Origin of the sequence: Sheuella amnicola (assembly GCF_010499255.1) — a bacterium.
Classification (GTDB): Bacteria; Pseudomonadota; Gammaproteobacteria; order Burkholderiales; family Burkholderiaceae_B; genus Zwartia; species Zwartia amnicola.
This window is the reverse complement of record NZ_JAAGRN010000003.1, coordinates 77,705-103,239: the sequence shown is the minus strand read 5'-3', so window position 1 is coordinate 103,239 and position 25,535 is coordinate 77,705. Positions and strand designations below refer to the sequence as shown.

At 52.0% G+C, this 25,535-nt stretch carries 19 protein-coding genes; 15 read left to right on the top strand and 4 right to left on the bottom strand.

Annotation, left to right across the window (positions count from 1 at the left end; translation table 11 throughout):
- Positions 1-10 precede the first annotated feature (10 nt).
- From G3I67_RS05315 to G3I67_RS05285, 7 genes are all read left to right on the top strand, one after another.
- Positions 11-781, top strand: a complete 771-nt coding sequence (locus G3I67_RS05315; protein ID WP_163652298.1) for a GntR family transcriptional regulator — start codon at positions 11-13, stop codon at positions 779-781.
- Positions 782-871: 90 nt separating this feature from the next.
- Positions 872-1,282 (top strand): succinate dehydrogenase, cytochrome b556 subunit, encoded by a 411-nt coding sequence (sdhC, locus tag G3I67_RS05310; RefSeq protein ID WP_163652296.1) that lies wholly within the window; start codon positions 872-874, stop codon positions 1,280-1,282.
- Positions 1,282-1,665, top strand: coding sequence for a succinate dehydrogenase, hydrophobic membrane anchor protein (gene sdhD, locus G3I67_RS05305; protein ID WP_163652294.1), 384 nt, complete (start codon positions 1,282-1,284; stop codon positions 1,663-1,665). Before sdhC ends, sdhD begins: the two co-directional genes overlap by 1 nt.
- A 2-nt stretch (positions 1,666-1,667) precedes the next feature.
- Positions 1,668-3,446 (top strand): succinate dehydrogenase flavoprotein subunit, encoded by a 1,779-nt coding sequence (sdhA, locus tag G3I67_RS05300; protein ID WP_163652292.1) that lies wholly within the window; start codon positions 1,668-1,670, stop codon positions 3,444-3,446.
- 23 nt (positions 3,447-3,469) lie between these two features.
- Positions 3,470-4,186, top strand: coding sequence for a succinate dehydrogenase iron-sulfur subunit (locus G3I67_RS05295; RefSeq protein WP_163652290.1), 717 nt, complete (start codon positions 3,470-3,472; stop codon positions 4,184-4,186).
- Positions 4,187-4,213: 27 nt separating this feature from the next.
- Complete coding sequence (locus tag G3I67_RS05290) at positions 4,214-4,474, top strand: FAD assembly factor SdhE (RefSeq protein WP_163652288.1); 261 nt, start codon at positions 4,214-4,216, stop codon at positions 4,472-4,474.
- A 21-nt stretch (positions 4,475-4,495) separates the two neighbouring features.
- A complete protein-coding gene (locus G3I67_RS05285; RefSeq protein ID WP_163652286.1) occupies positions 4,496-5,797 on the top strand; it encodes a citrate synthase in 1,302 nt (433 codons plus the stop codon).
- Positions 5,798-6,109: 312 nt separating this feature from the next.
- On the opposite strand, the gene G3I67_RS05280 is transcribed toward G3I67_RS05285, so the two are convergent.
- Positions 6,110-8,395 carry an NADP-dependent malic enzyme gene (locus G3I67_RS05280; protein ID WP_163652278.1) on the bottom strand — a complete coding sequence of 762 codons (2,286 nt, stop codon included), beginning with the start codon at positions 8,393-8,395 and terminating at the stop codon, positions 6,110-6,112.
- A gap of 347 nt (positions 8,396-8,742) precedes the next feature.
- On the opposite strand from G3I67_RS05280, the gene G3I67_RS05275 reads away from it, so the two are divergent.
- From G3I67_RS05275 to G3I67_RS05245, 7 genes are all read left to right on the top strand, one after another.
- Positions 8,743-11,610: a 2-oxoglutarate dehydrogenase E1 component gene (locus G3I67_RS05275; RefSeq protein WP_163652276.1), complete on the top strand. Its 2,868-nt coding sequence runs from the start codon at positions 8,743-8,745 to the stop codon at positions 11,608-11,610.
- 41 nt (positions 11,611-11,651) lie between these two features.
- Positions 11,652-12,866: a 2-oxoglutarate dehydrogenase complex dihydrolipoyllysine-residue succinyltransferase gene (gene odhB / locus G3I67_RS05270; protein ID WP_163652274.1), complete on the top strand. Its 1,215-nt coding sequence runs from the start codon at positions 11,652-11,654 to the stop codon at positions 12,864-12,866.
- A 12-nt stretch (positions 12,867-12,878) separates the two neighbouring features.
- Positions 12,879-14,306 (top strand): dihydrolipoyl dehydrogenase, encoded by a 1,428-nt coding sequence (lpdA, locus tag G3I67_RS05265; RefSeq protein WP_163652272.1) that lies wholly within the window; start codon positions 12,879-12,881, stop codon positions 14,304-14,306.
- Between the two features lie 86 nt (positions 14,307-14,392).
- Positions 14,393-15,484 (top strand): cell division protein ZapE, encoded by a 1,092-nt coding sequence (gene zapE / locus G3I67_RS05260; protein ID WP_163652872.1) that lies wholly within the window; start codon positions 14,393-14,395, stop codon positions 15,482-15,484.
- 28 nt (positions 15,485-15,512) lie between these two features.
- A complete protein-coding gene (locus G3I67_RS05255; protein ID WP_163652270.1) occupies positions 15,513-16,877 on the top strand; it encodes a tryptophan--tRNA ligase in 1,365 nt (454 codons plus the stop codon).
- Positions 16,878-16,987: 110 nt separating this feature from the next.
- The gene (locus tag G3I67_RS05250; protein ID WP_163652268.1) at positions 16,988-18,559 is read left to right on the top strand and encodes an AMP-binding protein; all 1,572 of its coding nucleotides are present in this window, start codon (positions 16,988-16,990) and stop codon (positions 18,557-18,559) included.
- A 55-nt stretch (positions 18,560-18,614) separates the two neighbouring features.
- On the top strand, positions 18,615-19,610 hold the full coding sequence (locus G3I67_RS05245; RefSeq protein ID WP_235931705.1) for a Bug family tripartite tricarboxylate transporter substrate binding protein: 996 nt from the start codon (positions 18,615-18,617) through the stop codon (positions 19,608-19,610).
- Between the two features lie 4 nt (positions 19,611-19,614).
- Here G3I67_RS05245 and G3I67_RS05240 read toward each other — a convergent pair whose 3' ends face one another.
- Together G3I67_RS05240 and G3I67_RS05235 are read right to left on the bottom strand one after the other, a co-directional pair.
- A complete protein-coding gene (locus G3I67_RS05240; RefSeq protein WP_163652266.1) occupies positions 19,615-20,178 on the bottom strand; it encodes a TetR/AcrR family transcriptional regulator in 564 nt (187 codons plus the stop codon).
- Positions 20,179-20,217: 39 nt separating this feature from the next.
- Complete coding sequence (locus G3I67_RS05235) at positions 20,218-22,584, bottom strand: Tex family protein (protein ID WP_163652264.1); 2,367 nt, start codon at positions 22,582-22,584, stop codon at positions 20,218-20,220.
- 103 nt (positions 22,585-22,687) lie between these two features.
- On the opposite strand from G3I67_RS05235, the gene yoaA reads away from it, so the two are divergent.
- On the top strand, positions 22,688-24,682 hold the full coding sequence (yoaA, locus tag G3I67_RS05230) for a DNA repair helicase YoaA (RefSeq protein ID WP_163652262.1): 1,995 nt from the start codon (positions 22,688-22,690) through the stop codon (positions 24,680-24,682).
- On the opposite strand, the gene G3I67_RS05225 is transcribed toward yoaA, so the two are convergent.
- A complete protein-coding gene (locus G3I67_RS05225; RefSeq protein ID WP_203583554.1) occupies positions 24,674-25,519 on the bottom strand; it encodes an outer membrane protein assembly factor BamD in 846 nt (281 codons plus the stop codon). The two genes, yoaA and G3I67_RS05225, sit on opposite strands and share 9 nt — an antisense overlap.
- Positions 25,520-25,535 lie beyond the last annotated feature (16 nt).

Below are 25,535 nucleotides of genomic sequence, written 5' to 3'. Positions count from 1 at the left end.
TCTAGGCCAAATGTCCGATTTTTCCAGTCGCAGCGCTGCGGATGCAGGGGAGCAACGCCAAGTCGCCGCTGCTTTCAGCCCGCTATACCAGCAGATCAAAGCTCTGCTGGTGCAATCGCTTGAGCGCGGTGAATGGAAGCCGGGAGAGGCCATACCCAGCGAGATCGAATTGGCGGCCCGCTTTCAGGTCAGTCAGGGTACGGTTCGCAAAGCCGTCGATGAGCTCGCAGCAGAACATTTGTTGATGCGCAGGCAAGGCAAGGGAACTTTCGTTTCGACACATCATGAGGCGCGAGTACGTTTCCGTTTTTTGCGGTTGGCACCCATTGAAGGCGAGCCACAGCCGGCCGAAAGCCGAATCCTTGATTGCAAGCGCATGCGTGCCAACGCCGAAATGGCTCGCAGCCTTGAGCTCAAGGCGGGTGATCCGATCGTGGCAATTCGTCGACTCCTGTCGTTTTCAGGCGTGCCGACTGTTGTGGACGATATTTTCCTGCCAGGCGTACTATTCAAAGGCTTGACTGCTGAATTACTTGGCGGATACGTTGGGCCGTTGTATGGTTTTTTTGAGACAGAATTTGGTATTAGCATGGTTCGCGCAGAGGAAAAGCTTCGCGCCGTGGCCGCCGATCCCGAAATATCCGTCCTGCTGAAGGTTGATGCCGGGACGCCTTTGCTGCGTGCGGAGCGAATTTCCTACACTTACGCGAATCGTCCTGTCGAATTACGCATCGGTCATTATGTGACTGATGGGTATTATTACCGTAATAGTTTGAATTAATTGAAGTTTTTAGTCGATTTGAACCCTAGGCTCAGATCGGCGAAAATGTAGTGTTTATCCCTAACCCACCGCTCTCTTTTCGAGGTCGTTATGTCTGACTCAGCTTCAAAGCCGCGTCCTCAGTTTCGTAACATCGGTCTTAATGACTTGATGAAGTACCGCTTGCCTATGGCAGGTAAGGTATCGATTCTGCATCGCGCAAGTGGTGCCCTGCTATTCCTCTGTTTGCCATTGCTTATTTCGCTTTTCGCGATGAGCGTGTCTTCAGAGCAGGGCTTTAACGCCATGTCCGTTGTTGCGGGCAATCCAATCATGAAGCTCGTGCTTCTTGCATTGATATGGGGCTATCTACATCACTTTTGCGCTGGTATTCGTTACTTGATTCTGGATTTGCATATTGGTCTGGACAAGCACAGCGCAACCAAAAGTGCCAGTATCGTTCTGGGTGTCAGCCTCGCGCTTACGCTGGTTTTCGGTCTTAAACTGTTTGGAGTGTGGTGATGGCCCAAATCGAAAAAGTCGGTGCTAAGCGCCTTGTTGTGGGCGCACATTACGGCACAATGGATTTCATTGCTCAGCGTGTGACTGCCATCATTTTGGCCGTTTACACCTTGGTGTTGCTGGTTGGTTTCCTGACGATGTCGGGCTTTAACTACGCCGGCTGGAAAAACCTGTTCACCTTTACCTGTCTGACCTTTCCTATGGGCCGTGTTTTGGCCTCGCTTGCCATGATTTCACTTGCATGGCACGCATGGATTGGTGTGCGCGACATCTGGATGGATTACGTCAAACCTGTCGGTCTGCGTATGTTCCTTCAGGTCATGACCATCCTGTGGTTGGTTGGTTCGCTCGTGTACTTCGTTCACATCCTCTGGAGAATCTAGTCGTGGCTGCTGTCAAATCTTCTTTACCACGCCGTAAATTCGATGTGGTCGTAGTCGGTGCCGGTGGAGCCGGTATGCGTTGTTCGCTTCAGCTGGCCAACGCAGGACTGAACGTCGCCGTCCTTTCCAAAGTGTTTCCAACCCGTTCGCATACGGTTGCCGCACAGGGTGGCATCGGTGCATCCCTGGGTAATATGTCTGAAGACAACTGGTACTGGCACATGTATGACACCGTTAAAGGTTCAGACTGGCTAGGTGATCAGGACGCGATCGAGTTCATGTGTCGCGAGGCTCCCAATGCAGTTTACGAACTCGAGCATTTCGGCATGCCGTTCGACCGTAACGCAGATGGCACGATCTATCAGCGTCCTTTCGGCGGTCACACCGCCAACTTCGGCGAAAAGCCCGTTCAGCGCGCCTGCGCGGCGGCCGACCGTACAGGCCATGCGTTGTTGCACACGCTTTATCAGCGTAACGTGGCTTCACGCACGCAATTCTTTGTCGAGTGGATGGCGCTTGATCTGATACGCGATGCCGATGGTGACGTCGTTGGCGTGACCGCGCTTGAAATGGAAACCGGCGAAGTTTACATTTTCGAAGCCAAGACAACAGTGTTGGCAACCGGTGGTGCCGGTCGTATCTGGGCAGCATCGACCAACGCTTTCATTAATACCGGTGATGGTATGGGCATGGCCGCACGCGCCGGTATTCCGATGCAGGATATGGAGTTCTGGCAGTTCCATCCGACCGGTGTTGCCGGTGCAGGTGTGCTGATTACCGAGGGTGTGCGCGGTGAAGGCGGTATTCTGCTGAACAAGGATGGCGAACGCTTCATGGAGCGTTATGCGCCCACTTTGAAAGATCTGGCCCCTCGCGATTTCGTCTCGCGCTGCATGGATCAGGAAATCAAAGAAGGTCGCGGATGCGGTCCTGATGGATCCTATGTGCACCTCAAGTTGGATCACCTCGGTTCGGACGTGATCAACAAGCGTCTGCCATCGATTCTCGAAATCGGTCATAAGTTTGCCAATATCGATGCAACTAAAGAGCCGATTCCTGTTGTTCCGACCATCCACTATCAGATGGGTGGCATCCCTGCCAACTACAACGGTCAAGTTGTGACTTGGGATGGCACACAGAGCAAGGTTGTTAACGGTCTGTATGCCATCGGTGAGTGTGCCGCTGTATCGGTTCACGGCGCTAACCGCCTTGGCACCAATTCGCTGCTTGATCTGGTGGTATTCGGTCGCGCATCGGGCAACCACATCGTTGCATCCCACCTTGAGCGTCAAAAGTCGCACAAGCCGCTGCCTCAAGAGTCTGTTGACCGCTCGCTTGATCGCATCAACAAGATTGAAAGCCGCACTTCCGGTGAAAAAACTCAGGCTGTTGGAAATGAAATCCGTAACGCGATGCAGCAGCATTGCGGTGTGTTCCGTACCGTTGCATCACTTGAAGAAGGCGTCAAGAAGATTGATGCGCTTGCACACAAGGTTGACAACATTGCCTTCCAGGACAAGTCCAAAGTATTCAACACGGCTCGTATCGAGGCGCTTGAATTGAGCAACATGATTGAAGTTGCACGTTCGACGATTCATTCCGCTGCAGCTCGTCGCGAAAGCCGTGGTGCGCATGCGTTGGATGATCATCCGGCGCGTGATGACGAAAACTGGATCAAGCATACGCTTTGGTATTCCGATGGCAATCGCCTCGAATACAAGCCGGTGCAGATGCAGCCGCTTACCGTTGAAAGCTTCCCGCCTAAGTCGCGGACCTTCTAAGTCAGAATCTCTGGATACCAATCATGAGCACCAAACGCGTCGTGAAGTTTGAAATTTATCGCTACGATCCCGACAAGGACGAGCGTCCCTACATGCAGAAACTCGAAGTCGAGTTGCAACCGACCGACAAAATGTTGCTTGATGCATTGATTCGCATCAAGCTTGACGTGGACGATAGCTTATCGTTACGTCGTTCATGCCGCGAGGGTGTTTGTGGCTCAGATGCCATGAACATCAACGGTAAGAACGGTTTGGCTTGTACGACCAACTTGCTCGAGTTGACCGAACCGATCGTATTGCGCCCGCTGCCCGGTCTGCCGGTCATTCGCGATCTGATCGTGGACATGACTCACTTCTTCAATCAATATCATTCGATCAAGCCTTACCTGATCAACGATACCCAGCCGCCTGAGAAAGAGCGCCTGCAGTCGCCCACGGCCCGCGAGGAGCTTGATGGATTGTATGAATGCATCCTGTGCGCCTGCTGCTCGACGTCTTGCCCGTCCTTCTGGTGGAATCCGGACAAATTCGTTGGCCCGGCAGGTTTGTTGCAAGCTTATCGCTTTATCGCCGATACACGCGATCAGGCCACAGGCCAGCGTCTGGATAATCTTGAAGATCCTTACCGTTTGTTCCGTTGCCACACCATCATGAATTGCGTCGATGTGTGTCCGAAGGGGTTGAATCCAACCAAAGCGATCGGCAAGATTAAAGAGATGTTGGTCCGCCGTACGGTATAAAAACAGTTTGTTGGTAAAAGGTAGCAAATGGGTAAGCTGACGGATCTTGATCGAGTGCGACTTCGTTGGCGTGCGCGTCGCGGGTTGCTCGAGAATGATTTGATCATTACCCGCTACCTGGATGCCTATGAAGCCGAGTTGACCGATATTGAGGTCGGCGCGCTAACTCAGTTGTTTGAACTGGGTGATAACGAGTTACTTGATTTGTTGTTGGCAAGAACCGAGCCTCAGGGCGCATTGAATAGACCTGCTGTTGTTGACGTGCTGACAAAAATCCGCGCATTGTGAATTTATTTGAAGGAATCACCGATGAAACTGTCCGATAAAAAAGCCACGCTATCGTTTTCAGACGGAAGCGCCTCCGTTGATTTTCCTGTGTACGACGGCAATGTCGGCCCGCAGGTGATCGATATCCGCAAGTTGTACGGCCAGACGGGCATGTTCACATATGACCCTGGTTTTCTTTCGACTGCTTCCTGTTCGTCCAGCATCACCTACATTGACGGAGACAAGGGTGAGCTGCTTTATCGCGGCTACCCGATCGAGCAGCTTGCTGTTAACTGCGACTTCATGGATGTCAGCTACCTGATCCTGAACGGCGAACTGCCCGATGCAGCACAGAAAAAGGAGTTTGACTCTCTGGTGACCCATCACACGATGGTGAACGAGCAGATGCAATTCTTTTTGCGTGGATTCCGTCGCGATGCGCATCCTATGGCTGTGTTGACCGGTTTGGTTGGCGCCATGTCGGCGTTCTATCATGACTCCAATGACATTAATAATCCTCACCATCGTCATGTGTCGGCAATCCGTTTGATCGCCAAGATGCCTACGCTGGTTGCAATGGCTTATAAATACTCGCAAGGTCAGCCTTACATCTACCCCCAGAACAATCTTTCCTACACGGGTAACTTCCTGCGCATGATGTTTGCGACTCCCTGTGAAGAGTATGTCGTTAATCCGGTGGTTGAACGTGCGCTTGATCGTATCTTCATTCTGCATGCTGATCACGAGCAGAACGCTTCAACATCAACTGTTCGTCTTTGCGGCTCTTCGGGCACCAACCCGTTTGCGGCAGTTGCAGCCGGTGTTGCATGCTTGTGGGGCCCTGCTCACGGTGGCGCAAACGAAGCTTGCTTGCAGATGCTGGAAGACTTGCAGGCTAAAGGCGGTATGGCTGTCGTTGGTCAGTTCATGGAGCAGGTCAAGGACAAGAATTCAGGCGTTCGCTTGATGGGCTTTGGTCATCGCGTTTACAAAAACTACGATCCACGCGCCAAACTGATGCAGCAAACGTGTAAGGAAGTGCTGGCTGCACTGGGTCTGGAAAACGATCCATTGTTCAAGCTGGCTATGGAAGTCGAGCGTATCGCGCTTGAAGACCAGTACTTCGTTGATCGCAAGCTTTATCCGAACGTAGACTTTTATTCCGGTATCGTTCAACGTGCGATCGGGGTGCCAACAGCCTTGTTCACTGCGATTTTCGCATTGGCTCGTACAGTCGGCTGGATTGCCCAATGGACCGAAATGATTTCCGATCCAGAATACAAGATTGGTCGTCCACGCCAGTTGTATCAAGGTTCGCCTGCCCGTGATGTGAAAAAGAAGTAATTGTTTTCACATGTACCCATGAACGGGTGCAAGCTAAAAAAGGACAGCTTTAAGCTGTCCTTTTTTGTTGAGAGTTCAGTTTGATTTGATCGGGTTCGCTTCGGGGCTGTGGGCCTCTGTGCCAACCCGTCTGAGCAGCCGAGACTTTTTGAATTTGACGGAAGAAGGTGAACTTTGTCTGAGCGAAGCGAGTTTAGTTCGCCGCCGTCAAATTCGAAAAGAAGAGGGAAGTCCGCTTAGCGGACCAGATCAGTTCGGGTTGGCACAGAGGCCCACAGCCCCGGAGCGAACCCGATCAAAGCTCACCGCTGATTAACGCTTCTCCGATTCCATTTGAGCATTCACAACAGCAAGCGCAGTCATATTAATGACGCGTCTAACCGTTGCGCTTGTCGTCAGTATATGAACAGGTCTCGCGGCACCTAATAACACCGGTCCCATTGCAACGCCATTGCTGCCGGTCATTTTCAACAGGTTGTACGTTACGTTGCCTGTATCAAGGTTAGGCGCAATCAGTAGATTCGCGCTACCTTTCAATGTACTGTCGGGATAACTCGCCATCCGGATGCTTTCGGATAGTGCCGAGTCAGCGTGCATTTCTCCATCGACCTCAAGAGTGGGGGCGCGCTCGCTGATAAGCTGACGTGCCTGGGCCATTTTGCGTGATGACTGGGTTGGACGACTGCCGAAGTTGGAATGCGAAACTAGCGCTACTTTAGGCACGATGCCAAAACGACGCATTTCCTGCGCAGCTTGAATAGTCATGTCGGCCACTTGCTCTGCAGTCGGATCTTCGTTGACATGCGTGTCGCAGATGAATAGTGTCTGATCCGTAAGCATCAGCACGTTCATCGCGGCAAAGGTCGATGCGCCCGGTTTTAGACCAATCACATCTTCAACGTAATTGAGCTGATTGTCGAATCGGCTGCTAATGCCGCAGAGCAGGGCATCGCCATCGCCGCGTTTAAGCAGCAAGACGCCAATCAATGTGTTGTGTTTGCGAACCATGGCTTTGGCGATCGTGGGCGTTACGCCTTCACGGCCCTTCAGTTTGTAATATTCAGTCCAAGATTCGGTGAACCGGACATCGTCCTCTGGGTCGACAATCTCGATATTGCGCCCCGCTTCAAGTCGCAGGCCCATTTTTTTGACGCGCATGTTGATGACATTCGGACGACCAATCAGGATCGGCAATGCGATTTTTTCATCGATCGCCGTTTGTGCTGCCCGAAGCACTCTTTCATCTTCGCCGTCTGCATAAATGACTCGCTTGGGCGCACGTTTGGCTTGCGAAAAAAGCGGGCTCATCAACTGTCCGGAGTGATAAACCATTGCTTGTAATTTTTCGCGATATGCATCCAGGTCTTTGATCGGACGGCGGGCCACTCCGGATTTTTCCGCCGCTTGCGCCACAGCCGGTGCGATCAGCATGATCAGTCTGGGGTCGAAGGGTTTTGGAATGATGTAGTCAGGGCCAAAACTTAAATCCTGGCCCGCGTAAGCCTGTGCCACTTCATCACTTTGTTCGGCCTGCGCAAGCTCTGCAATTGCCTTGACACAGGCGAGCTTCATTTCTTCGGTGATCCTGCTCGCCCCCGCATCCAATGCGCCTCTAAAAATGAAAGGAAAGCACAGAACGTTGTTGACCTGGTTTGGATAGTCGGATCTGCCGGTGGCAATAATGCAATCCGGGCGCGCGGCTTTAGCGACCTCTGGACGAATTTCGGGTTCGGGATTGGCCAGGGCGAGGATGAGAGGTTGTGAACCCATGCTTTTGACCATTTCGGCATCGACGATACCGGCTGCAGAGCAGCCCAGGAAGACATCGGCACCTTTCATTGCCTCGGCAAGCGTGCGTAAAGATGTTTTTTGCGCATAACGCAACTTGTTCGGTTCCATGTTTGGTTCACGGTCTTCGTAGATCACGCCCTTCGAATCGCAAACAAAAATATTTTCTTTTGCGATCCCAAGATGCACCAACAAATCAAGACAGGCGATCGCAGCCGCTCCTGCACCGGAAACGACGAGCTTGACTTGATCCATCTGTTTGCCGACAACTTTCAAGCCATTCAGAATTGCAGCCGATGAAATGATGGCGGTGCCGTGCTGATCGTCATGGAAGACAGGAATTTTCATCCTTTCTTTGAGCTTTCTCTCGATATAAAAGCATTCGGGGGCCTTGATATCTTCGAGATTAATGCCACCAAGAGTTGGTTCGAGCGCAGCAATGATGTCCACCAGTTTGTCCGGATCAGTTTCGTCCAGTTCGATATCGAATACATCTATCCCGGCAAATTTTTTGAAAAGGCACCCTTTGCCCTCCATGACGGGCTTGGATGCCAATGGTCCGATATTGCCTAAGCCAAGCACTGCGGTTCCGTTTGTGATGACCGCCACCAGATTCGAGCGCGAGGTGTATTTGGCCGCGGCCTCATCACCCTCGGCGTGGATTGCCATGCAAGCGGCAGCCACGCCGGGTGAATACGCCAACGAGAGATCATCCTGGTTGGCAAGGGGTTTTGTCGGGGTGACCGAAATCTTGCCCGGAGTCGGATAAGCGTGATAGTCAAGGGCTAGTTTTGAGAGGTTTTCGTCCATGAGGGGCTTCTTGAAGAAATAGGTTTCAGTCGAAAGTAGTCAGGAATGAGTCAGCCAAGCTTACAGGCAAGTGGGTCGAGTTTCACGTTATTGGACCTAGTTTCGATCGTGCGCTGCAACACGAAATAGTCTGAAATCCCCGATTAATGCCAATTAGGCTAAAAAACCAAAGCAAATCAATAAAATCCAGACATTTCGTTGATCAATGGGGTAAACTGCTTTGCCGGCTCTAGAGGCTTTTTATTAACCGCCTTCTGCCCCGCTATCCGCAAATCGGTTTGGCCGAGTAAGCGGAAGGTATTCCTGCATCGCAACGGGTGAAGCACCCTGCAAGGTGAAGCGACAATATGTCATCAGAAATTGAATCTCTGCAAAATTCGTACCTCTTTGGAGGTAACGCGCCTTACGTAGAAGAACTCTACGAATCGTATCTGGACAATCCAGGTTCTGTGCCCGATAACTGGCGAACCTATTTCGACCAGCTTCAGCACATGCCTGCAACAGATGGTCGAGAGGCCACGCGTGACCAGGCGCATGCCCCGATTATCGAATCCTTTGCCTTGCGCGCCAAAGCAAACGCTTTTGTGCAGCGTGGCCAGGAACCCGATCTGGCTGTCGCCGGAAAACAGGTCCACGTTCAGTCCCTCATCGCCGCCTACCGTTCGCTTGGTTCGCGCTGGGCTGATCTCGATCCGCTGAAAAGGCAAGATCGCCCGGGGATCCCCGAGCTTGATCCCGCTTTCTATGGTTTGACCGAAGCCGATCTGGATCAGGTGTTTTCTGCCACTAACACCTATTTCACAAAATCCAACACGATGACGTTGCGTGAAATTCTCAAGAATTTACGTGACACATATTGCCGCTCGGTTGGCGCGGAGTTCATGCATGTTTCCGATCCTGCTGTTAAGCGCTGGGTTCAGGAGCGTCTCGAATCGACGCTGAGTGCACCCTCGGTTTCGGCAGATCGCAAAAAACATATCTTGCAACAACTCACCGAAGCCGAAGGTCTTGAGCGCTTCTTGCACACAAAGTATGTGGGCCAGAAGCGCTTCTCACTTGAGGGTGGCGAAAGTTTTATCGCTTCGATGGATGAGCTGGTGAATCATGCCGGTGAATCCGGCGTGCAGGAAATCGTAGTGGGCATGGCTCACCGCGGCCGCCTGAATATGCTGGTCAATATCATGGGCAAAATGCCCGGTGATTTGTTTGCCGAATTCGAAGGCCATCACGCTGAAGGTCTCACCGATGGTGACGTGAAATACCACAACGGTTTTTCCAGCGATCTTTCCACACGTGGCGGTCCGGTTCATCTTTCGCTCGCATTCAATCCTTCGCACCTGGAAATTGTCAATCCGGTGGTTGAAGGTTCAGTTCGTGCACGTCAAGAGCGTCGCGGTGCCGATGGATTCAAGCAGGTTTTGCCTGTTCTTGTCCATGGTGACTCCGCCTTTGCGGGGCAGGGCGTGGTGATGGAAACATTGAACCTGGCCATGACGCGTGGTTACGGTACGGGTGGCACGGTGCATCTGGTGATTAATAACCAGATCGGTTTCACGACATCCGATCCACGGGATGTGCGCTCGACGATTTACTGTACCGATGTTGCCAAGATGATCGAAGCTCCTGTGTTTCACGTCAACGGCGACGATCCCGAAGCAGTCGTGTTTGCCACAAGCCTGGCGCTGGACTTCCGTATGCAGTTCGGTCGCGATGTCGTTGTCGATATCGTTTGTTTCCGTAAACTCGGCCACAATGAGCAGGACACCCCTGCATTGACGCAACCGCTGATGTACAAGCGCATCGGCGTGCATCCCGGAACCCGCAAACTGTATGCCGACAAATTGATCGCGCAGGGTGTGCTCCAGGAAGGCGGCGGCGATCAGCTCGTCAAGGAATATCGTCAGTATATGGAAGATGGTCGCCGCACCATTGAACCTGTTCTGACAAACTATAAAAATAAGTTTGCGGTCGATTGGACACCTTATCTGGGAGCCAAGTGGACTGATCAGGCTGATACAGGCGTGCCAATGGCTGAACTCAAGCGGATCGGTGAACGCCTGACTCAGACCCCTGAAGGCTTTACGCCGCATACGCTTGTGACCAAGCTGCTCAATGACCGTCGCGCTATGGCGCGAGGCGAGCAGAATCTGGATTGGGGTATGGGCGAGCACCTTGCGTTTGCGACGCTTGTTGCTTCGGGATATACCGTTCGCATCACCGGCCAGGATTCTGGCCGCGGTACATTCACTCACCGCCACGCTGTGCTTCATGATCAGAATCGCGAACGCTGGAATGATGGTACCTACATTCCACTGCAGAATGTGGCGGATGGTCAGGCGCCGTTCACAGTGATCGATTCGGTGCTGTCCGAAGAAGCCGTGCTTGGTTTCGAGTACGGCTATGCCTGCACCGAACCAAATACGTTGACCATCTGGGAAGCTCAGTTTGGTGACTTCGTTAACGGAGCACAGGTTGTCATCGATCAGTTCATCGTATCTGGCGAAGCTAAATGGGGGCGTCAGTGCGGGCTTGTGATGATGTTGCCTCACGGCTACGAAGGTCAGGGACCTGAGCACTCTTCAGCTCGTATCGAGCGGTTCCTGCAGTTGTGCGCCGATAACAACATCCAGGTTGTTCAACCAACCAGTGCCGCTCAGATTTTCCATCTGTTGCGTCGCCAGATGATCCGTCAATTCCGCAAGCCTTTGGTCATTCTGACACCTAAGTCACTGCTGCGTAACAAAGATGCTGGCTCGCCTCTGGCAGAGCTGTCTGATGGTCGTTTCCGTCCCATCATTGGCGAAGTGGATAGCAATGTCAATGCAGCCGCAGTCAAGCGGGTTCTGGTTTGCTCGGGTAAGGTTTATTACGACCTGGTCAATGCCCGTCGCGAGCGTGGTGACAAGACAACCGCAATCGTCCGCGTCGAGCAACTGTATCCATTTGCGCATAAGACTTTTGAGGCCGAATTGCGTAAATATCCCAAGGCGACGGAAGTGGTCTGGGTGCAGGATGAGCCTCAGAACCAGGGTCCTTGGTACTACGTGCAGCATCACCTCTACGAGAACATGTCCGCAGGTCAGAAACTGGGTTATTCCGGTCGTCCGGCCTCGGCATCTCCCGCAGTGGGCTACCTGGCCAAACATCAGGAGCAACAGAAGGCCCTGATCGAGCAGGCGTTTGGCAAGTTCAAGTCTTTCGTGCTCACCAAATAATCCAAGATCAACGCAACTAATTCAAATTACGGAAATTCATAATGGCCATCACTGACGTTGTTGTCCCCCAATTGTCCGAATCCGTGTCCGAAGCGACACTGCTGACTTGGAAGAAAAAGCCTGGCGAAGCCGTTCAGGCTGATGAAATCCTGATCGAGATCGAAACCGACAAGGTTGTTCTTGAAGTGCCCGCACCCGCCTCCGGTGTGTTTACAGAAGTCGTCAAGGCTGACGGAAGTCTCGTCACCTCCGGTGAAGTCATTGCGCGCATTGATACGGCGGCAACAGCCGCGGCTGCGGCTCCGGCCGCTGCTGCACCAGCACCTGCTGCGGCACCTGCGGCGGCGCCTGCCGCGGCACCTGCTGCCAAAGCAACGTCAGGAGCAGTCGCTTCGCCTGCTGCATCGAAAATCCTCGCTGAAAAAGGCATTGCCGCCGACTCCGTTTCCGGAACAGGTCGTGATGGTCGTGTCACCAAGGGTGACGCATTGGGCGCCTCCGCTGCACCAGCGAAAGCTGCTGCGCCTGCCGCTCCGATGTCGCAGTCGCTCGATGGTCGTCCCGAGCAGCGTGTGCCCATGAGCCGTTTACGCGCTCGTGTCGCAGAGCGTCTGTTGCAATCTCAGCAAGACAATGCGATTTTGACAACGTTCAACGAAGTCAATATGCAAGCAGTTATTGATCTGCGTAACCAGTACAAAGATCGTTTCGAGAAAGAGCATGGTGTCAAGCTTGGCTTCATGTCTTTCTTCGTCAAGGCTGCCGTTGCTGCGCTCAAGCGTTATCCGGTTTTGAACGCATCGGTTGATGGCAAGGACATCATTTACCACGGCTACTTCGATATCGGTATTGCTGTCGGTAGCCCACGTGGCCTTGTAGTGCCGATTCTGCGCAATGCGGATCAGCTGTCGATCGCCGAAATCGAAAAAACCATTGCCGACTTCGGCAAGCGCGCAGGCGAGGGCAAACTGGGCATTGAAGAAATGACTGGCGGTACGTTCTCGATTTCCAATGGTGGCGTTTTCGGTTCCATGTTGTCGACTCCGATCATCAATCCGCCCCAGTCGGCTATTTTGGGCGTGCATGCAACCAAAGAGCGTCCGGTTGTCGAAAAGGGTCAGATCGTGATTCGTCCAATCAATTATCTGGCGATGTCATACGATCATCGCATCATCGATGGTCGCGAGGCTGTGCTCGGTCTGGTTGCCATGAAAGAAGCGCTCGAAGATCCACAGCGCCTGTTGCTTGAAATCTAAGGCTGAAAATCCATGTCGAATAAATTTGATGTTGTCGTAATCGGTGCGGGTCCGGGAGGCTACATCGCCGCCATCCGCGCCGCTCAACTCGGTAAGACGGTTGCCTGTATCGATGCCTGGCAAAATGGCCAGGGTGGCCCTGCACCAGGTGGTACTTGTACAAACGTTGGCTGTATTCCTTCCAAGGCTTTGTTGCAATCATCAGAGCATTATGAGCAAGTGAACCATCACTTCGCCGACCACGGTATCGAAGTCAAAGGTGTGTCGCTCAAGCTGGACAAGCTGATTGGCCGTAAAAATAGCGTCGTCAAACAAAATAACGACGGTATTTTGTACTTGTTCAAAAAGAACAAGATCACCTTTTTCCATGGCAAAGGCGCTTTTGCCGGACAGGTCGATGGAGGCTATGCCATCAAGGTCACCGGTACGACCGAAGCGGACTTGGTCGCTCAGCATGTGGTGGTTGCCACGGGTTCATCCGCTCGCGAGTTGCCCGGTCTGCCGTTTGACGAGCAAACAGTTCTCTCCAATGATGGTGCACTGAATATTGCCGCTGTACCCAAAAAGCTGGGTGTCATCGGTGCTGGTGTGATTGGTCTTGAAATGGGTAGCGTCTGGCGTCGTTTGGGCGCTGAAGTGACAGTTCTCGAAGCTATGCCTGACTTCCTGGCAGCCGTCGACAATCAGGTTGCAAAGGAAGCGCAGAAGATTTTTGCCAAGCAGGGCTTGTCGATTCAAACTGGTGTAAAGCTTGGTGATATCAAGGCAACAGCCAAGCAGGTGACGGTTCCGTATACGGATGCCGCCGGCGCAGAGCAGAAGCTAGTAGTTGATAAGCTGATCGTATCGATCGGTCGCGTGCCTTACACCGGCGGTCTGAATGCAGAGTCCGTTGGACTTAAACTGGATGACCGCGGCTTTATCGTGGTTGACGCTGATTGCAAAACCAATCTGCCGAATGTTTGGGCTGTTGGCGATGTTGTTCGTGGTCCGATGCTTGCGCACAAGGCGGAAGAAGAGGGCGTGGCAGTTGCCGAGCGTATCGCAGGTCAGCATGGTCACGTCAATTTCGACACCATCCCATGGGTGATTTACACGTCTCCCGAGATTTCCTGGGTTGGTCAGACCGAGCAACAGCTTAAGGCTTCGGGACGCGCATACAAGGCGGGCAGTTTTCCCTTCCTGGCCAATGGTCGCGCCCGTGCTTTGGGTGATACAACCGGATTTGTAAAAATCCTTGCCGATGCGACCACTGATGAAGTGCTTGGTGTGCACATTATCGGTCCTATGGCCTCCGAGTTGATTGCTGAAGCTGTCACCATCATGGAATTCCGTGGTGCGGCCGAAGACATCGCTCGTATTTGCCATGCGCACCCGACGTTGTCGGAATCGGTGAAGGAAGCCGCTTTGGCAGTCGATAAGCGCACGCTTAATTTCTAAGCCTGCAGTCAAATCCTTCAAATGGTCTGAACAAGCACTGAATTGTTCAGGCCATTTTCTTATCCGTTGATCAGTATGTGCATTCTATGAACGTTGTCGAGTATTACGAAAGTTCTTTGGCCGAACGTGGTTACAAGCCTGATGTGTCTCAACGCGCAGCGATCGAACGTCTCCAGCGTTATTTTGACGATTGGGTCTCGTTCAAGGGGCAGCGTTCGAACGCCGTCAAGCGCTTGCTCAAGCGCCCTGAAGTTCCGCGTGGCACCTATCTATGGGGCGGGGTTGGGCGCGGCAAGAGTTTTCTCATGGATGCCTTTTACGCGACTGTCCCGGTCAAGCGCAAAACGCGTTTGCATTTTCATGAGTTCATGCGCAGCGTGCATCGCCAGCTCGATGATGTCAAAGGGATGCAAGATCCGCTTGATGAAGTCGCCAAACGCATCGCCAAGAAGTATCGCCTAATTTGTTTTGACGAGTTTCATGTGTCGGATGTGGCAGATGCGATGATTTTGTATCGCTTGCTGCTCAAGTTGTTCGAGTACGGAACATCGTTCGTGATGACATCAAATTACGAACCTTCGACCTTGTATCCGGACGGTTTGCATCGCGATCGGATCTTGCCTGCGATCGAACTAATCAAGTCTCGTATGGATGTGCTCAATGTCGATGCCGGTATTGATTATCGTCGACGTACTCTTGAGCAGGTGAAGTGCTATCACACCCCCCTGGGCCCCGACACTGACCGAGCGCTCGAAGAAGCCTTTGATCAGTTGTCCGATACGCCTCCAATGGATCCGACGCTTTTGATCGAGCATAGGGAAATACTTTCCAAGCGAAGGTCCGGTAGTGTGGTCTGGTTCGACTTTGCCACTCTATGTGGAGGTCCGCGCTCGCAAAACGACTATCTGGAAATCGCCAGCCGGTTTCATGCCGTGATTTTGTCTGATGTGCCTGAAATGGGTCCGAGACAAGCTTCCGAAGCTAGGCGCTTCACCTGGTTGATCGACGTATTTTATGATCACAAGGTCAAGCTGATTATGTCCGCAAGTTGCGAGCCCGAGCAGATTTACACGGAGGGACCTATGTCGGGCGAATTTCATCGCACGGTTTCCCGTATTCTCGAAATGCAATCCAAAGAGTATCTCGACTCCGAGCGTCGCGATACGGTAGCTTTGTGATTTAAATTTTTCAAAATCGATATTCCTTATGAACACTCGTGTATTGACCGGCATTACCACTTCCGGCACCCCCCATCTCGGTAATTATGTGGGTGCGATTCGACCTGCGATTCAAGCCAGTCAGCAACATGATGTGGACGCGTTTTTCTTTCTTGCCGATTACCATGCTTTGATCAAGTGCGAGGATCCGGATCGTATTGCGCGCTCCCGTCTTGAGATAGCCGCCACTTGGCTAGCCAGTGGATTGGATCCGGAAAGGGTGACCTTTTATCGTCAGTCGGATGTGCCTGAAATCCCCGAGTTGAGCTGGATGCTGACATGCGTGACAGCCAAGGGGCTGATGAATCGCGCGCATGCCTATAAAGCTTCGGTGGATCAGAATCTGGCCAAAGGCGTCGAGGAAGACGATGGCATCAACATGGGTCTGTTTTCGTATCCGATTCTGATGGCGGCCGATATTTTGATGTTCAATGCACATAAAGTGCCTGTGGGACGCGATCAGACTCAACACCTTGAAATGGCACGCGACATCGCGCAACGTTTTAATCACTTGTACGGAAAAGGCCGCGATTACTTTGTGTTACCCGAGGTTGTCATCGCAGAAGATGTCGCGACTTTGCCGGGGCTTGATGGTCGCAAGATGTCAAAGAGCTACAACAATACGGTACCGCTGTTTGAAGGCGGCTTCAAAGCGTTGAAATCCGCGGTGGCAAAAATCGTGACCGATTCGCTGGGGCCAGGCGAACCTAAAGATGCCGATGCATCGCATTTGTACCTGATCTATAAAGCGTTTGCACAGCCTGCTGAGTCTAATGCCTTTAGAGACGAATTGATCGCAGGATTGGGTTGGGGCGACGCCAAACAGCGGTTGTGTGATCGGATCGAGCAGGAAATGGGTCCTTTGCGCGCGAATTATGAAGCCTTGATGGCGCATCCTGATCGTATTGAAGAAATTTTGCAGGAAGGTGCGCGCAAAGCGCGCGCGATCGCAACGCCGTTTATCCGGGAGTTGCGCGATGCAGTCGGGTTGCGAACCTTGAGCGCTAGCCTTAAAAGCGCTACTGGCAAGTCTGCTAAATCATCCTCGAAAGTGGCTCGCTATGTCAGTTTTCGGGATGAGGATGGTCAATTCCGTTTTCGATTGATGAGTGCGGATGGCATTGAACTGTTTTGTTCCGTCCCATTTGCGGATCCCAAACAGGCCGGTGCAGTGATGCGAGATTTGCAGCAACAGCAGGCTGCTTCGGTTGCAAGGACAGTAGGGGATACAGGATTTGAAATCGTGCTGGAAGGGCGAAAGGTTGCCGATGGCGTTGAGTCGGAGTCCGAAGCCATGCGCGATCAAAAAATGGAACAGTTGACATTAGCGATGCGACACGAGAGTAACGCCTAATTTCGCAACTTTATTTCGGTACCATTGTCTTTGACATGGTACCGAAATGAGCGTACATTTGTTTCTGAAGATGCTTGGCATCGAAGATAAAAATTTTCATCAGAAACATAATGAGACACCATTCCAATACCGTCTACGGCGGGTCTACTGTTGCGCAACTTTATATCTCCGCACTCGGAAATCATCCGGATAGGCTGGCGATAGTCGGGGATCAGGTCCAATTCACTTATCGTGAGCTCGAGCAAAAGTCCTATCAGTTTGCTCGTTTACTTCAAGAAAAGGGTCTTCAACGGCAGGATGCTATTGCATTTCTCGTCGGTAACCGTGCTGAAGCGATTGTGGGCATCATTGCCGCGCAGATTCTGGGACTCAAAAGCGTATCGCTGCATCCGATGGCATCCGAAGACGATCATTGCTTCGTACTTCAGGATGCGAACATCAAGGCATTGATTGTCGACTCCTCGCGATTCACCGGACGGGGGCTGGCGATTAAGAATCGCGCGTTGATACCTATGGTATTGAGTCTGGATGATTCTGATATTGGTCCCGGACTGGTTGCACAAGCTGACGCAATGAGTGATGAAGCTTTGGCAGTTGGCGATGATCCTACCGAAATCACCAAGCTTTCATATACGGGCGGAACAACCGGAAGATCGAAGGGGATTTTGCATTCTCATCGAACGGTTGTGACGATGGTCCTCTATATGATGGCCACGTATGAATGGCCAGAGCATGTCCGGTATCTTGTCACGACACCGATTTCGCATGCTGCAGGTGGTTTGCTCTTGCCGGTCTTTTTGCGTGGTGGCACCGTTTATTTAATGGAAAAGTATGATGCGCCAACATTCTTGAGCATGGTTCAAGAGCATCGAATCAATTTCAGCTTTCTTGTTCCGACGCAAATATACGGCTTGATCGACTACGAAGACACCAAACGTCATGATTTATCCAGTCTTGAACTAATACTTTATGGTGCCTCACCGATTGCACCTTCAAGGTTACAAGAAGCCATTAAAAAAATAGGCCCGGTATTCGGGCAACTGTACGGACAGGCCGAAGCACCGATGAAGATTACGTATCTGAGCAAAAAGGACCATGATTTTTCGCGTCCGCACTTGTTCAGATCATGTGGTCGGGTTGTCGCTGGTAATCAGGTGAAATTGCTTGATTCCGATTGTCGTGAAGTGCCGCTAGGCGAAGTTGGTGAACTTTGCGTGAGGGGCCCGTTGATTATGGATGGATATCTGAATCGACCTGAAGAAAATGAGAAAGTCTTTAAAGGAGATTGGTTGCACACTGGTGACATGGCGCGAAAAGACGATCAGGGTTATCTGTACATCGTTGATCGCGTCAAAGACATGATTATTTCCGGTGGATTTAACGTGTATCCCAGCGAAGTCGAAAACTGTCTGGCTAATCATTCTGCTGTTGCGATGTCCGCCGTGATTGGTGTACCGGATGAAAAGTGGGGTGAAAAGGTGACTGCGGTTGTGGTGCTCAAGTCAGGTATGCATTCGACCGAGACCGAGATCATTCAATATGTGACGGATCAAAAAGGGGTAGTCAATGCTCCCAAGGCTGTGATGTTTGAAGCTGAATTGCCCTTGACAGCATTGGGCAAAATCGACAAGAAAGCGATTCGAACCAGATTCTGGAGTGATCGTGACCGACAAGTCGGATAGATATTGAAAGTAATTGAATTCATAAAACTTTAAAGAAATACATAAGGGGATAAGAATGAGCTTGATAGGGAAAATTTTTAAGACGTGTTTAGTTTCTGCCAGCTTGCTGGCTGGCATGCATGCCAGCGCACAAGTAGCTGCTCAACCAGCCTATCCTAATAAGGCAATTAAACTAATTGTGCCGTTTGGTCCGGGTGGGGTGACTGATTTGACCGGCCGTACTTTCGGTAAATATCTTGCAGAGCAACTGAAAGAACCTGTCATCGTTGAAAATAAAGCTGGCGCAGGCGCTACGATTGGTGCCAATTTTGTGGCGAAATCCGCGCCCGATGGATACACGATGCTGCTGGGTACAAATGTGACCCACGCGATCAACCCTCAGATGATGACTGCAGTCCCCTATGATCCTTTAAAGGATTTCATCCCAGTGGCTATGTTTGGATTGAACGGTAACGTATTGATCGTGAATGCATCACTGCCGATTAATAACTTCGCGGAATTCATTCAATATATCAAGTCCAAGAAAGGGGATGTGAATTACGCCTCGGGCAGTGTCGGCAGCTCTGCGCATCTGGCGGCCGAGTTACTGAAGCTGGAAGTCAAAGGGTTGAATTACATGCATGTGCCCTATGGTGGCCCTTCGGAGGCGATGTCAGGCTTGATTGGTGGGCATGTCGATTTTATGTTTTCCAACATAGGCGGTGCTGTGACTCAGATCAAGTCCGGAAAGGTCAAAGCAATTGCTGTGACAACGTTAAAGCGTGTGGAACAGCTTCCGGATGTACCGTCCATTGCGGAGTTGGGTGTTTCCGGCTTCGAGGTTGTCGGGTGGTTAGCGGCATTCGTCCCTAAAGGTACGCCGGATTACATCGTCAAAAAACTGAATGAAGTGATCAATCAGGCGCAAAACAACCCCGGTCTGCGTCAGACACTGGATACGGCTTCGGTCATTCCGGTTATTTCAACTCCAGAACAAACAGCCAAATTTGTTCAGGATGAATACATTAAATGGGGGCGTGTGATCCGCGAAGCGAATATACCTAAAATCTAGGGAATTATTTTTTAAGAAGCCCATTCAGGATGATTTCGTAGAACTCATTGAAAGCATCACCGATTTTGAATCCTGTCTCTGTAAGAAACTGCTGATTTCGTAATCGGACTGCTGCCCCCAGAATGGCCTCGGACACCAGGCGAGGGTTGTGTTGCACAAGCACCCCTTGCCTGACACCTTCTTCAATCATGGATTCCAGGCCTCGAATTCGGGCGATTTGATAAGCATCAAACACCGCTCGACCTTCGGCGCTCGAGTCCAAATCGATCAAGGCTATCTTGCTTAAACCGGATGCGTTCAGCGCTGCGCGCATGTACGCCGAAATCGCTTTAGCGGCATCTGTTTCTTTGCTGGCCGCAGCATATCCCTTGTCTAGGGTCGCATTAAACACGCGTTGGCAGACGCTTAAAAAAAGTTCTTCCTTGGTTGAAGCGATTTCATAAATTCGTCTTCTAGAGCAATGCAATCGCTGGGCGATATCTGCGATCGTAAGATTGGAAATGCCTTCCGTTCGTAACAGATCGGTCAACTCTTGCATGAAGTCTTGTTCGCTGCGTCGTTTGGCCATGTTCCGTCCGGAAGGCAGATTGAAATATCAATGTCTGAATCAACGCTTTAATTTAGCAAATGCTGCAGCCATTGCGTTATTGGTCATCGGTTCGGGCGCAGCCGGTCTGCGCAGTTTACTGCCTTGAGCGCCACCGGCATTTGAGCTGCCGGCGCTCATTGATCTTGCAGGTGGTGCCTCGTCGTTCAGCCTCATTGTCAGGGCAATGCGTTTACGCGGCACATCGACTTCCTGAACCCTGACTTTGACCATTTGACCGACACGAACGACATCGCGAGGATCGGACACGAATTTTTCAGCTAGTGCCGAAATGTGAACCAAACCATCCTGATGCACGCCTATATCGACAAAGGCTCCAAAGTTGGCCACGTTGGTTACAACACCTTCGAGAATCATGCCTGGCAGCAAATCGTTGATTGTTTCGACGCCTTCCTTGAAGGTCGCGGTTTTGAATTCAGGGCGTGGATCACGACCGGGCTTTTCAAGCTCGGCAAGAATATCCCGCACAGTCGGCACACCGAACTTTTCATCCGTGAATTCGGCCGGAGACAGGCCTTTAAGCTTGTCGCGATTACCCACGACATCCTTCACGCCAGCTGAAATCTTTTTCAGAATGCGCTCGACTACCGGATAGGCTTCAGGGTGAACTGAAGAGGCGTCCAGCGGGTTGTCACCATTCTGGATGCGCAGGAAGCCGGCAGCCTGCTCGAATGCCTTTTCGCCAAAACGTGAGACTTCTTTTAACGCCATGCGATTGAGGAATACACCCTTTTCGTCACGGTAGCTGACGATGTTTTTGGCAAGCGTAGTGTTTAATCCTGATACCCTTGCAAGCAGTGCTGCAGATGCAGTGTTTACGTCCACACCTACTGCGTTGACGCAATCCTCGACAACGGCATCAAGTGAGCGAGCCAACTCTCTTTGATTCAGGTCGTGCTGATATTGCCCAACGCCAATGGCTTTGGGTTCGATTTTGACAAGTTCGGCCAATGGGTCTTGCAGGCGCCGTGCGATTGAGGCTGCCCCGCGCAAGCTTACATCCAGATCCGGAAATTCAAGTGCGGCCAATTCGGAAGCCGAGTACACAGAGGCGCCAGCTTCGGAAACAACCACGCGTGTCAATTTCAGATCGGGCTGCGCAGCCATCAAATCACCAACCAGTTTTTCGGTCTCGCGCGAGGCTGTTCCGTTTCCGATCGCAACCAATTCGATTTTGTGTTTGCGAGCCAGCGTGGCCAATGTCGCTAGTGCCCCAGCGCGATCACGGCGGGGCTCAAACGGATAAACCGTCGCGGTTTCAACCAGTTTGCCAGTGTGGTCGATGGCAGCCACTTTGACGCCGGTGCGAATGCCAGGGTCAAGTCCCAATACAGCTTTAGGACCTGCAGGCGCCGCAAGAAGCAAATCCTTCAGGTTGGCTGCAAACACGCGAATCGCTTCGGTTTCGGCTGTTTCTCGCAGACGTGTGATCATTTCTGTTTCAAACATCGTCAGAAGTTTGACGCGCCATGTCCAGCGGGCGACATCGGCCAACCATTTGCCGCGCGCAGACGGTGTCGCACTAAACAAGTCATTGCCAAGTTTCAAAAATTGCGCGATGCGTTCGATACAAGGGTGGGGCACCAACGCATCCAGGCTACTTTCCAGACCGATGCGCAACTCCAGCACGCCTTGCTGGCGACCGCGCAGCATCGCCAGAATGCGATGCGAAGGCAAGGTTTTCAATGGTTCGTTGAAATCGAACCAGTCACGGAAATTGGCGCCTTCTTCCTCTTTGCCTTCGGCAACCTTTGAATACAGGTAGCCTTGCGACCATAAGTGATCGCGCATGTTGCTTAACAGATCGGCGTTTTCTGCATAGCGTTCGGCCAGAATATCGCGAGCGCCATCGAGTGCGGCCTTGGCATCGTTGATATTGGCTTCAGCGTTCAAGTATTGCGCGGCCAGAATGGCCGGATCGCATGTTATATCGGCAAGAATGGCATCTGCCAAAGGTTCCAGGCCCGCCTCGCGTGCGATTTGAGCACGCGTGCGACGCTTGGGTTTATAAGGCGCATATAAATCTTCCAGACGCTGTTTAGTGTCGGCAAGTTTCAATTCTTTTTCGAGTTCAGGGGTCAATTTGCCCTGTTCGCTGATCGATCCGAGAATGGCGCCGCGACGTTCTTCAAGGTCACGCAGGTAAAGCAGCCTGCTGTCCAGATTGCGCAAAACCGTATCATCCAGGCCTCCAGTGGCTTCCTTGCGGTAACGCGCAATAAAGGGAACGGTTGCACCATCGTTTAGCAATTCAATGACCGAAGCGACTTGCTGGGGGCGGATATTGAGTTCTTGCGCAAGCTGGGCAGTGATCCGGGCTTGGGCGTCGAGGTTGAAATCGGATTGGGCTGTCGTAGTCACACTCATTCGGAAAAATCTTAATAGTCGTCAACAAGCGGAGGATTTTGCCACAATAGGCGATCCAACTCATTTCAGAGGGTATGATCCAGCTTGCTTTAAAGGTGTTTTGATGCTGGATCCCACAATTTCAGATGTTTTTTCCCTGGATGGTCCCCTTGCGGCGTACTCCCCTGGTTATCGGGTTCGTCCGGCGCAGATAGAGTTGGCGCAAGCCGTTTCAGACACGATTGCAGAAGGTGGAACGCTAGTTGCAGAAGCCGGAACGGGAACGGGGAAAACATGGGCTTATCTTGTACCTGCATTGTTAAGCGGGGGTAAAGTCCTTGTATCCACCGGGACGCGCACTCTTCAGGATCAGTTGTTTTCTAGGGATCTACCCGGCGTGCGTGACGCATTGGCTATGCCGGCAGTGATTTCCCTGCTCAAGGGGCGGGGCAACTATGTATGTCATTACCACCTTGAAAAACAGCAAAATGATGATCGCGGCCTGAAATCGCGTGCCGAAGTTCATCAGTTACGATACATCCAACAATTTGCCAAGATATCCAAAACCGGGGATCGGGCTGATTTGCCGACTGTTCCGGAGGATGCCGAAATCTGGCAGCGTGTCACATCCACGCGTGAAAACTGCCTTGGGCAGGATTGTCCGAATGTGCGCGATTGCTTTGTTTTGAAGGCTCGCAGACAGGCCCAGGAAGCCGATGTTGTGGTGATCAACCATGCTTTGTTCATGGCAGATCTTGTGCTGCGCGACGCTGGCGTCACTGATTTGCTTCCGGCAGTGGATACGGTGATTTTTGATGAGGCGCATCAATTACCGGATACTGCAACCCGATTCCTCGGGACAAGTGTTTCGACACACCAGTTACTGGATTTGTCCAAGCAGATCGAAGTGGCCGGGTTGGCCCATGCTCGCGAAATGACCAATTGGACCGTGCAGTCGCGTCGCCTTGAGCTATTGACCAAGGAGTTAAGGCTGAGTTGTGCCTCTCTTGAAAAAATGCCGGGCAAGCGGGTCACATTCGAAGCCTTTCCGGAGCCGCAAGCTTTTGATGCCGCGAGGCAGGCGCTTCAGGTCGCATTGGACGAAATCGGAAAAATGTTGCTGACCGTCGAAGAAAAGCATCCGGATTTACAGGCTGCCGCCCGTACGTGTCTGGCGCTTGGAAATAGCTTGGCGCAGTGGGGGCAGCCTGCGAGGGGTTCAAAATTATCGGGATCAATCGATCGTCAGATCGTTCGCTGGGTCGAACTCGGATTGCATCACGTCCGCATGCATGCCGCACCGCTTTCAGTCGCACAGGCTTTTTCGCAATATCGACAAGCCGGCCAAGCCTGGATTTTCACGTCGGCAACATTATCGGTGCACCAGGATTTTTCGCATTTTACGGCACGACTTGGATTGGAAGATGCTCAAACTCTGCGGATGGAGTCGCCTTTCGATTATCAGAATCAGGCCTTGCTTTTTGTTCCCAAAAATCTCCCCGAACCACAATCCGCCGATTTTTTGCCTGCCTTTGTCGATACGTTGATGCCTTTGATTCAGGCCAGTGGAGCAGGTGCGCTAGTGCTGTGTACGACGCTACGTGCGGTTGAGCGCGTGGCTGGCCTGTTGGCTGAGGCTTACGATCGGGCCGGATTGTCCTGGCCGATCATGCGTCAGGGAAACGGCACGCGCAGGGACTTGCTGGAGCGATTTAGAACACTGCCGCATGCGGTGCTGGTTGGAAGCGCAAGCTTCTGGGAAGGTATTGATATTCCCGGAGATCGTCTCACGCTCGTTGCGATCGATAAACTTCCTTTTGCGCCTCCCGATGACCCTGTGCTTGAAGCGCGCATACGTATTTGTCGGGAAAACGGTGGCAATCCTTTCATGGAATATCAATTGCCCGAAGCGGCGATAGCTCTAAAGCAGGGAGCAGGGCGTCTTATACGAACCGAGACCGACTGGGGGGTATTGATGGTTGGCGACACACGCTTGGTGGATAAACCATACGGCAAACAATTGTGGCGCGGGTTGCCCCCATTCGCCAGAACCAGATCCCTGGAAGAGGCGGTCGATTTTTATCGAAACCGCCTGGCAGAGCAACGGAATTTAGAATAGACGCAGAACGTTCCAGGAAGAATATTTATCCGGGAAACCTTCTTTGATAAGTTTTGTTTTAGGGAAGTTAGCCAACAGGACACGCTCTGTATCGTTACGCAAGTCAGTCATGCCGAGCTTTTCGTATGACATCATCATGATGTACAGGGCTTCTTCGGCGGCCGGGACGCCCTGAAACTCGGTAATGACGACTTGAGCCCGATTAATCGCGGCAACGTAGGCATATCTGTCGTAGTAGTAGCGGGCAACGAACTTTTCGTTGTCTGCCATAGTATTGACTAGCCAGGCTACGCGTTTTTTTGCGTCGACGGTATAGCGGCTTTCGGGAAAGCGATCGATCAGCTCATTGTAGGCTGCGTAGGATTGACGCAGGGCCTTGGGGTCGCGCTCACCGGGGTTTTGGCCTGTAATGTTGGAAAACATGGCGCTAGGAGGGGTGAAATTGATCGTTCCCTTCAAATACAGCACATAGTCCATCGACGGGTGGTTCGGATATTGTTGCTGGAAACGTGCAAGCGTAGCCAAAGCTTGTTCGGGCTCCTTATCTTTCCAGTAGCAGTATGCAAGGCTGATCATGGCCTGCTGCGCATAAACGCCAAGCGGAAAACGGGTTTCGACTGCAATAAAGCGCTCTTTGCAGACCTTCCAGTTGCCGGCGTTCATTTCCTCCTTGCCATCCTGATAAAGGCGCTCTGCGTTCCAGCCGGCCGTAGGGTCAAATTCTTGCCCTTTCGTGCCGCAACCAGCCAGAATGATGGCTGCGATCAGAACCAATATCCTGCCTATCGAGGCGAAACCGGGCAGATTTTGAAACAGGAAAAAAGCAGGGCGACCCATCTTGACGTGATCCTTG